This window comes from Bacillus sp. GbtcB14 (assembly GCF_019091205.1).
In the GTDB taxonomy this organism is placed as follows: Bacteria; Bacillota; Bacilli; order Bacillales; family Bacillaceae_G; genus Bacillus_A; species Bacillus_A cereus_AG.
The window spans coordinates 23,143-32,987 of record NZ_JAGXJT010000022.1; the positions used below are offsets into that span (position 1 = coordinate 23,143).

The window sequence follows — 9,845 nt, forward strand, 5'->3', positions numbered from 1 at the left end:
ATTCGTGAATGGAATATTTGAATAGGGGGCAAGGATATGAACAAGAAATCAAAAATCAATAAAGTTATGCTTAGCATTAGTACAATGGCTCTATCATTGGGGGCACTTCAAACTCATGTATCAGCAGAAGAAAAGGTTCCATATAATGTATTGCATTCAAAACCAGTTGGGATCGAAAAACCAGTAGATGAGATTGGACATGTTTCTAAAGCAGAGGAAACATTATCGTTTCAAGAACGGTTAAAAGTAGGAGACTTTTCACAGCGACCAGCATCTATTATGAAGAGCTCAGAAGTAAAGCAAATGAAAGAAAACTATTCAATGGCTGATTTAAACAAAATGAATGATCAAGAATTAGTTGAAACGCTAGGAAGTATTAAATGGAATCAAATTACAGACTTATTCCAGTTCAATGAAGATGCAAAGGCTTTTTATAAAGATAAAGGAAAAATGCAAGTAGTTATAGATGAATTAGCTCATCGAGGTAGTATATTTACGAAAGATGATTCAAAAGGAATTCAAACGTTTACGGAAGTGTTACGTTCAGCTTTTTATCTTGCATTTTACAATAATGAATTAAGTGATTTAAATGAAAGAAGCTTTCAGGATAAATGTTTACCAGCTTTAAAAGCAATCGCAAAAAATCCGAACTTTAAGCTTGGTACAGATGAACAAGATATAGTCGTATCTGCATATGGAAAATTAATTAGTAATGCATCAAGTGATGTGGAAACGGTTCAATACGCAGCTAATATTTTAAAACAATACAATGATAATCTTCATACATATGTAGACGATCGTATGAAAGGACAAGCTGTATACGATATGATGCAAGGAATTGATTATGATATACAGTCTTACCTAATTGAAGCTCGTAAAGAAGCGAATGAAACAATGTGGTATGGGAAAGTAGATGGGTTTATTAATGAAATAAATCGTATCGCCCTTCTAAATGAAGTAACACCAGAAAATAAGTGGCTCGTTAATAATGGAATTTATTTTGCTAGCCGTTTAGGGAAGTTTCATAGTAATCCCAATAAAGGATTAGAGATTGTTACACAAGCAATGCATATGTACCCGCGTTTAAGTGAGCCGTATTTTGTTGCAGTAGAACAAATTACAACAAATTATAGTGGGAAAGATTATAGCGGAAATAAAGTAGATTTAGAGAAAATACGTAAAGAAGGAAAAGAACAGTACTTACCAAAAACGTATACATTTGATGATGGATCTATCGTATTTAAAACAGGAGATAAAGTCTCAGAAGAAAAAATTAAGAGACTATACTGGGCTGCAAAGGAAGTAAAAGCACAGTATCATCGTGTAATTGGGAATGATAAAGCGTTAGAACCAGGAAATGCAGATGATGTATTAACGATAGTGATTTATAACAGTCCAGAGGAGTACCAGTTAAATAGACAACTGTATGGATATGAAACAAACAACGGTGGAATTTATATTGAAGAGACAGGAACATTCTTTACATATGAGCGCACGCCAGAGCAAAGCATTTATAGTTTAGAAGAGTTATTCCGTCATGAGTTTACTCATTATTTGCAAGGGAGATTTGAAGTGCCAGGTTTATTTGGTAGAGGAGATATGTATCAAAATGAGAGATTAACTTGGTTCCAAGAAGGAAATGCAGAATTTTTCGCAGGATCTACTCGTACAAATAACGTAGTACCGAGAAAGAGCATCATTAGTGGATTATCATCTGATCCTGCAAGCCGTTATACAGCAGAGCGTACATTATTTGCTAAATATGGTTCTTGGGATTTCTATAATTACTCATTCGCATTGCAGTCTTATTTATATACACATCAATTTGAAACGTTTGATAAAATTCAAGATTTAATTCGAGCGAATGACGTGAAAAATTATGATGTATATCGTGAAGAGCTAAGTAAAGATTCTAAACTAAATAAAGAGTATCAAGATTATATGCAGCAGCTAATTGATAATCAAGATAAATATGGTGTGCCGGAAGTAGCAAATGATTATTTAGCTGAACATGCACCGAAATCACTAACAGCAGTAGAGAAAGAAATTAGTGATACGCTGCCTATGAAAGATGAAAAAATGACAAAACATAGCTCACAATTCTTTAATACATTTACTTTAGAAGGTACGTATACAGGTAGTGTAACAAAAGGTGAGTCAGAAGATTGGAATGCAATGAGTAAAAAAGTAAATGAAACGCTAGAACAACTGGCACAAAAAGAATGGAGTGGCTACAAAACGGTTACAGCATACTTCGTCAATTACCGTGTGAATAGCTTAAATCAATTTGAATATGATGTAGTCTTCCACGGTATCGCAAAAGATGACGGAGAAAATAAAGCTCCAACAGTTAATATAAATGGACCTTATAATGGGCTTGTAAAAGAGGGTATTCAATTTAAAAGTGATGGCTCAAAAGATGAAGATGGAAAAATCGTTTCTTATTTATGGGACTTTGGAGATGGAAGTACAAGTGCAGAGGTCAATCCAGTACATGCATATGAAAGAGAAGGAACTTATAAAGTAGCGTTAAGAGTAAAAGATGATAAAGGTAAAGAGGGCAGAAGTGAAACAACTGTTACGATTAAAGATGGAAGTTTAACAGAATCTGAACCAAATAATCGTCCAGAGGAAGCGAACCGTATTGGGCTAAACACTACTATAAAAGGTAGCCTTATCGGTGGAGATCACACTGATGTTTATACATTTAATGTAGCAGCAGCGAAAAATATCGATATTTCCGTTTTAAATGAGTATGGAATCGGGATGACATGGGTGCTTCACCATGAATCAGATATGCAAAATTATGCTGCTTACGGTCAAGCAAATGGAAATCATATAGAGGCAAAATTTAATGCAAAACCAGGTAAGTATTACTTGTATGTATATAAATATGATAATGGCGATGGAACGTACGAATTATCAGTAAAATAAGTGCTTTTCCAATGTATGTTTAACTTTACTTTTTGTGGAAAATAGTATATTATATAGATATATAATATATCGGTTATTTTCTAGGAGGAGCCTGTCACAATAGGTTTCTCCTGTTCTTTTTTAGAGGCCTGTCTTACAGGCTTTTCTTTAAAAGATAAATAACTGAAAATTAAGAACTATAATCTTTGAAAGAGGTGGGGCATACACATAACAAAAAAGGGATTGTTTAAGAGAGGGGGATAAGAAATGGTTTTGTTTGGTTATCCACTTGAAACAATTTATTTATATGGATTTATTATTGCTACTATACTCACTGTGATTTATATCTTTTTTGGAGATATATTTGAATCCATATTTAGTTTTGGAGGCGGATCGGTATCCGTTGTTACTTTATTACTTAGTTTTTTCGCCATGTTATGTGGACTTAGTTATATAGGAGAATATTTATTTTCCTTTAATAGCATTCTTATTTTCGGGGCTGCATTTGCTATATCCTTTATTGGTGTTTTCATAATGAAAATATTAATTTTAAAGCCGATTGCAGAAGCAGAACAAAACACTGTGCAGCGTATGGATGAATTCATTGGTTGTAAGGGAGAGGTCATTACGACTATTCCTACAGAAGGGTTTGGTGAAGTATTAATTTCCTCCCAATTTGGAAACAATGCAATCCTAGCTAAAACAGTTGGAAAGAAAGATATTTCACAAGGAACTGAAGTTATTATCGAGGGAGTCCAAGATGGTGTTTTGCTTGTACAGAACATCGCCTATTCTTTAAAGAAACCAAAATTATAAGGGGGAATTTACATGACGATTCCATTAATTATCGGTGGAGTTTTACTCGCAATTTTAATTCTACTTATTTTAGTATTCATTACGAAGTATCGAACAGTTGGACCAGATGAAGCATTAATTGTGACAGGGAACTGGCTTGGTGGTGGAAAGAATGTTGTTACCACTGATGATGGAAAGAAGATTAAGATTATTCGCGGTGGTGGTACTTTCGTTGTGCCAATTATGCAAAGAGGAGAGCCTTTAAGTCTATTAAACTACAAATTAGAAGTGGGAACACGTGATACGTATACGAAACAAGGTGTACCGATTACAGTAAACGGTGTTTCTATTATTAAAGTAGGATCGACAATTGAAGAAGTTTCTACAGCAGCTGAACAATATTTAGGAAAAGAAACAGAAGAGTTAAAAATAGAAGCAAAAGAAGTTTTAGAAGGGCATCTCCGCGCTATCTTATCTTCTATGACAGTAGAAGATGCGTATAGTAATAGAGAGCAATTTGCTCAAAAGGTACATGAAGTAGCTTCTACAGATTTAAAGAAGATGGGACTTCGTATCGTTTCCTTTACAATTAAAGAAATAATGGATAAAAACGGATACTTAGATGCGCTTGGTCAGCCACAAATTGCAATGGTTAAGCGTGATGCAACAGTTGCGAATGCAGAGCGTGAAAAAGAGGCACGAATTGAAAAAGCTCGTGCTGAGAAAGAAGCAAAAGAAGCAGAATACCAACGTGATGCACAAATCGCTGAAGCTGAAAAACATAAAGAATTAAAAGTACAATCTTATAAGAGGGACCAAGAACAAGCTCGTGCAGATGCGGATCTTTCTTACGAATTACAACAGGCGAAAGCGCAACAAGGTGTTACAGAAGAGCAAATGCGAGTTAAAATCATTGAGCGTGAAAAGCAAATTGAATTAGAAGAAAAAGAAATTGCGCGTCGTGAAAAGCAATATGATGCAGAAGTAAAGAAAAAGGCAGATGCAGATCGCTATGCTGTTGAACAATCAGCAGAAGCGGAAAAAGTAAAACAAATGAAAAAAGCAGATGCAGATCAATATAAAATTGAAGCGGAAGCAAGAGCACGTGCAGAAGAAGTTCGTGTAGAAGGTTTAGCGAAGGCGGAAATCGAAAAAGCGCAAGGTCAAGCAAAAGCAGAAGTACAAAAAGCACAAGGTACAGCGGAAGCAGATGTTATCAGATTAAAAGGTTTAGCAGAAGCGGAAGCGAAACAAAAAATTGCAGAGGCATTTGAGTTATATGGCCAAGCGGCGATTATGGATATGGTTCTTAACATGCTTCCAAGTTATGCGAAGGAAGTTGCAAGTCCACTTAGCAACATTGATAAGATTACAGTTGTCGATACAGGCGGCGGTGGTAAAAATAGCGGCGCTGGAAAAGTTGCAGGTTATGCGACTGATTTAATGGCAACGATGCAAGAAACATTAAAAGCTTCTTCTGGCATTGATTTAAAAGAGTTATTAGAAGGATTTGCAGGAAAAGGAGCGGTACAACAATTATCAAACGATAAACCTGTTGTATCTGTAGTAGAAGATGAGAAAAAAGAAGTAGAAAAAGATAAAGAATAGTAAAGTGGGAGGAACCTCTAGTAAGTGAGATACTAGATGTTCTTCTGTGAATTATAATATTTCGAATAATATACATTTTTATATATTGTTTTAATTATTTAATTTATATAGAATGAAAAAGGTATGTATTAACTCTTTAATAGAAAAAGAGACAAAGAGTTGATACAATTTAATCGTATAATTTATATAAAGAAATTAAATGTAAGGTAATTACATTTAAAATGTTATGGAGGGGTAGAAATATGTTTCAAGGGAAATTGAGGAGTAGTAGTTTAAAAGCAAAGTTACTTGTATCATTTGTTATCATTTTAATTCTTCCAAGTATTGTAATTGGTTGGACGTCTTATCAGCAAGCAAAGACAAACTTTAATGAAACAATTTTACAAACAGCGGAAGATAACGTAAAGATTTTAAACAATGTTATTAACAAAGAGATAGACAGTAAAAAGGTAGACGCAGTATATTTTACCAAGTTATTTAATGGAGTAAGTTATGGAACGGATCAGCTCCAAAATGTGCAAAATAAATTAGAAGAATATAATAAATTACATCCAGAAATAGAAGCAATTTATACGGGGGCTAGTACTGGACAATTTATTCAATCACCGTCTATTCAAATGCCAGATGGATATAATCCTACTGAAAGAGATTGGTATAAAGAAGCAGCGAAAAAAAGTGGAGAAGTGGTTATCACAGCCCCATATAAGTCAAGTACGACAGGGAATATTGTTATTACAATAGCAAAACAAAATGAGGATAAAAGTGGTGTTATCGGCATTGATTTAATTATTAATGATATTGTAAATACTTCAAAAATGGTCAATATCGGCAAAAAAGGATATGTAGCGATTTTCGACCAATCTAAAAATGTAATAGCGCACCCGACGATGAAGCCAGGTAATAAAATAGAAGAAAAACTGGAGAAAGAATTATACAAACAGGAAACAGGTGAGTTTAAATTCAAACTTGATGGTGGGGATCGCAATATTACCTTTATAACAAATAAGCAGACGGGATGGAAAATAGCAGGAATTATGCCTTCAAAAGAAATTATCGAGGCAGCTGAACCTATTTTCTATAAAACGATAACTGTTATTGGTATTTCATTAATAATTGGCGGAATCTTAATTTACTTCATAATTGCTTCTATTATTAAGCCGTTAAAACAACTTGTTATATCATCGAAAAAGATTAGTGAAGGTGATTTAACAGAATCAATTACAGTTCATTCTAAAGATGAAATTGGACAGCTAGGAGAAAGCTTTAACGAGATGGCAGCATCATTACAGAATGTCATTTCCAATATAAATACTTCAGCAAGTCATGTAGCGGCATCTTCAGAGGAATTAACAGCTAGTATGAAGCAGACAAGTGAAGCAACGGAACAAATTACACAAGCAATAGAGCAAGTGTCGAGCGGAGCGGAAATACAAACGAAAGAAGTTGAAGAAGGGGCAACATTATTAGAAGAAGTTACAGAAGGAATTCAGCGTGTTGCAGATAGTTCTTCATTAGTATCCACAGCATCTATGTATACGAAGAAAAAGGCTGAAGATGGTGGAAAGTTAGTTGAACAAACGGTGAATCAAATGGAATTAATCCATGAGTCTGTTTCACAATCAGATAAAGTGATTGTTTTGTTAGATGATAAGTCTAAACAAATCGGAGCAATCCTTGAGGTGATTCAACATATTGCAGAGCAGACAAATTTATTAGCATTAAATGCTGCAATTGAGGCTGCGAGAGCTGGAGAGCAAGGAAGAGGATTTGCAATTGTAGCAGATGAAGTGCGAAAGTTAGCAGAACAATCAGGACAGTCTTCTACGGAAATTGGAAACCTAGTAAAAGAGATACAATTTGACATAAAAGAAACAGTAAGCTCTATGAAGCAAGTTGGGACAGAAGTACAATCAGGACTTGTAGTTGCAAATGAAACGAAGCAAAGCTTTGCTGAAATATTGAAGTCTACAGATGATACAGTTGTACAAATTGATAGTATGGTAGAGGTAGCGAAACAAATGACAGTAGATGCAAAACAAGTTAGTGGATCTATTAATGAAATTGCAGCTACGATTGAAGAAAATGCAGCAAGCGTTCAAAATATTGCTGGCTCTTCAGAAGAACAATTAGCATCGGTAGATGAAATCAATGCAGCAGCAGTTCATTTATCGCAAATGGCAGAAGAATTACAAGAGATGATTGGGAAATTTAAAGTGTAATAAAAAATGGTAAGAAACGAGGTAGTAATTTTATCTCGTTTCTTTTTTTTTGTGAAGATAAAAATAAAGAAATATAGAGTAACCGTGTTATGATTAGGTGTAATTATAAAAGACTGTATTTTCTTTAAATTCTATCTTTAATCATGTTAGGGGAATGGTTTTGAAATTTAAAAAATTAAAACTACAACCGAGAATTACATTAACAATTAGTACACTTATTTTAGTTGTACTTCTGTTAACGAGTTATTTATTTTATTACATATTGTCTGAAACGGTAGAAGAGCAGATTGGGAAACGGGCTTTGCATGTTGCGAAAACAGTTGCTGCTATACCAGAAATCCAGGAAGCTTTTCAAAAAGAAAATCCTGCTTCTATTATTCAGCCAATTGCAGAAAAAATTCGAAATGATACAGATGCTGATTTTATTGTAGTTGGAAATAAAGAAGGAATTCGTTATGCACATCCTCAGAAAGAGAAAATAGGAGAAGCGATGGTTGGTGGAGATAACGAAGGAGTGTTATTAGAAGGAGAATCTTATGTTTCGAAAGCGACCGGATCATTGGGCCCTTCATTACGCGGCAAAGTTCCAATCCGTAATCAGGAAAACGAAATTATTGGCGTAGTGTCCGTTGGATTTTCAATGGATGATATTCATGGAGCCGTAGAAGTGTATGGGAAGCGTGTGTTTTGGATTACAATAGCAGGTCTTTTAATTGGGATAATCGGCTCTATATACTTAGCGAGAAGTATAAAAAGAATGATGTTTGGGATGGAGCCAGAAGAAATTTCATCTTTATATGAAGAGCATAGTACAGTGATTCAATCTGTACGCGAAGGGATTATTGTCATTGATCAAAATGGCATGATTAGTTTAGTCAATCAAGCAGCTTATGATATTCTTTCGCTAGATAAACAACGAAATATTATTGGAGAATTTATTTTAAATGTAATTCCTAATTCAACGATACTAGATGTACTTCAAACTGGTGAAGAACAGTTTGATCGTCAATTAAATATAAAAGGGCAAGCTGTGATTGCGAATCGTCTACCTATTAAAGTAAAGAGTAAAGTAACGGGCGTTGTATCGAGCTTACGTTTGAAATCTGAAATGGATCAGTTAACAGCAGAATTATCTCAGACGAAGCAATATACAGAGGCATTACGAGCGCAAACGCATGAATATAACAATTTGTTGTATACGCTTTCAGGGCTTATTCAGTTAGAATCATATGAGGATGCTTTAGAGCTTATTCATAAGGAAACAGCGGTATATCAAGATTTTGTTCAATTTATTATGAAGCGAATTCAAAATCCATGGTTAGGTGGCATTTTAATTGGATTCTATAATAGAGCACGAGAGTTGAAGATTGATTTTATGCTAGATCGAGAAAGTAGCTTAGACAAATTAAGCCCGCACATTGAGAGTAATTATGTCGTTTCTATTTTAGGGAATTTAATTACGAATGCATTTGAAGCGATTGAAAGAAATGAAGAGAATGATAAGAAAGTAAGAATGTTTGTAACTGATATCGGTGAAGAAATAGTAATTGAAGTGGAAGATTCAGGACAAGGGATTCATGATGAAGTCATTACTAGCATATTCTATAAAGGCTTTTCGACGAAAGAAGGTGGGAAGCGAGGATATGGATTAGCAAAAGTGAAAGAGTTAGTAGAAGATTTAAATGGAAGTATTGCAATCGAAAAAGGGGATTTAGGTGGTGCATTATTTATTATTGCATTACCAAAAGAGAGAGGCGAGTTGTGATGGGTGAGGAGATTGAAGTATTGATTGTAGAAGATGATATTCGAATTGCGGACATTCATCGTCGTTTCACTGAAAAGATTGAGGGGTTTAAAGTAATTGGAACAGCAACGACTGGAGAACAAGCGAAAGAATGGCTAGATTTTGTGAAGCCACAGCTCGTTTTATTAGACGTGTACTTACCTGATATGCAAGGAACGGAACTTGTCACGTATATTAGGCATAATTTACATGATACAGATATTATTATGATTACAGCTGCATCGGAAACAGATGTAGTGAGGCACGCCCTGCGGGGCGGAGTAACAGATTATATCGTAAAGCCACTAATGTTTGACCGATTTAAAGCAAGTCTGGAAGGCTATCAAAAAAAGATTATACAGTTAAAGAAAAACAATCAATTATCTACGGAGCAAATTGAATATTTATGGTCTCAAAGAGGCGTGAAGGGAAATGAAATAGAATATGCTCCGAAAGGGTAACTAACTGTTACGATTTATTTAACCAATTATAACGAAAGTTAATTAAATATATCAGTAAGCCCTGCT

The 9,845-nt window shown here is 34.6% G+C and carries 5 protein-coding genes and 2 pseudogenes; all 7 read left to right on the forward strand.

Annotation, left to right across the window (positions count from 1 at the left end; translation table 11 throughout):
* The first annotated feature begins 36 nt into the window (after positions 1 to 36).
* Positions 37 to 2,934 carry a collagenase ColA gene (colA, locus tag KVT31_RS28370; RefSeq protein ID WP_088095064.1) on the forward strand — a complete coding sequence of 966 codons (2,898 nt, stop codon included), beginning with the start codon at positions 37 to 39 and terminating at the stop codon, positions 2,932 to 2,934.
* A 246-nt stretch (positions 2,935 to 3,180) separates the two neighbouring features.
* Complete coding sequence (locus KVT31_RS28375) at positions 3,181 to 3,729, forward strand: NfeD family protein (protein ID WP_088095065.1); 549 nt, start codon at positions 3,181 to 3,183, stop codon at positions 3,727 to 3,729.
* A 12-nt stretch (positions 3,730 to 3,741) separates the two neighbouring features.
* Positions 3,742 to 5,316, forward strand: coding sequence for a flotillin lipid rafts scaffold protein FloT (locus tag KVT31_RS28380; RefSeq protein ID WP_088095066.1), 1,575 nt, complete (start codon positions 3,742 to 3,744; stop codon positions 5,314 to 5,316).
* Between the two features lie 242 nt (positions 5,317 to 5,558).
* A pseudogene (locus KVT31_RS31070) lies at positions 5,559 to 6,593 on the forward strand (HAMP domain-containing protein); the annotation flags it as partial.
* Positions 6,594 to 6,674: 81 nt separating this feature from the next.
* Entirely contained in the window at positions 6,675 to 7,535 is an 861-nt protein-coding gene (locus KVT31_RS31075) for a methyl-accepting chemotaxis protein (RefSeq protein WP_371879169.1), read from the forward strand.
* Positions 7,536 to 7,689: 154 nt separating this feature from the next.
* Positions 7,690 to 9,300, forward strand: a complete 1,611-nt coding sequence (locus tag KVT31_RS28390; RefSeq protein WP_088095068.1) for an ATP-binding protein — start codon at positions 7,690 to 7,692, stop codon at positions 9,298 to 9,300.
* Positions 9,300 to 9,776 (forward strand): annotated as a pseudogene (locus tag KVT31_RS28395) (response regulator); the annotation flags it as partial. The gene KVT31_RS28390 and the pseudogene KVT31_RS28395, both read left to right, overlap by 1 nt.
* Between the last annotated feature and the right edge of the window lie 69 nt (positions 9,777 to 9,845).